Origin of the sequence: Pseudoalteromonas sp. S1612 (assembly GCF_005887175.1) — a bacterium.
Lineage (GTDB): Bacteria > Pseudomonadota > Gammaproteobacteria > Enterobacterales > Alteromonadaceae > Pseudoalteromonas > Pseudoalteromonas undina.
Genome location: NZ_PNDH01000113.1, coordinates 1 through 362, shown reverse-complemented (window position 1 = coordinate 362; position 362 = coordinate 1). Strand labels below are relative to the sequence as shown.

Annotated in this window: 1 pseudogene; it reads left to right on the top strand. The window is 37.0% G+C overall.

The window, feature by feature from the left end:
• Positions 1 to 6: 6 nt before the first annotated feature.
• Positions 7 to 362: pseudogene (locus tag CWB78_RS18325) on the top strand (DUF2189 domain-containing protein); the annotation flags it as partial.

Here is a 362-nt window from a genome sequence, read left to right as displayed (position 1 = left end):
GGTTAATGGGGTTTTTATTTATTACTTATTGTAATTATGATTATTTGGATGATCATATCTGCATTTGTGGATTCGTTATACGCAAACCACGCAAATCCTACCTTTGAAGAAATTTCGGCTTTTTTAAATATAGGCAGTATTATAGGCTGAAATTTATTGGTCAGTGTGTTTTCAATCTCAGCTTTTACACCGCAAATTATGATGGAAAGACGCTTTGATATTATGACTGACGTGGTTTATTCAATGCAGGCGGTTAATGAAAACTTTGCGGCCATGGTGGTGTGGTCAATTTGTATATTTGTATTGGTAGCGCTGGGCTTTGCTGCAGGGGCAGCTGGATTCATTATTATTATGCCGCTACT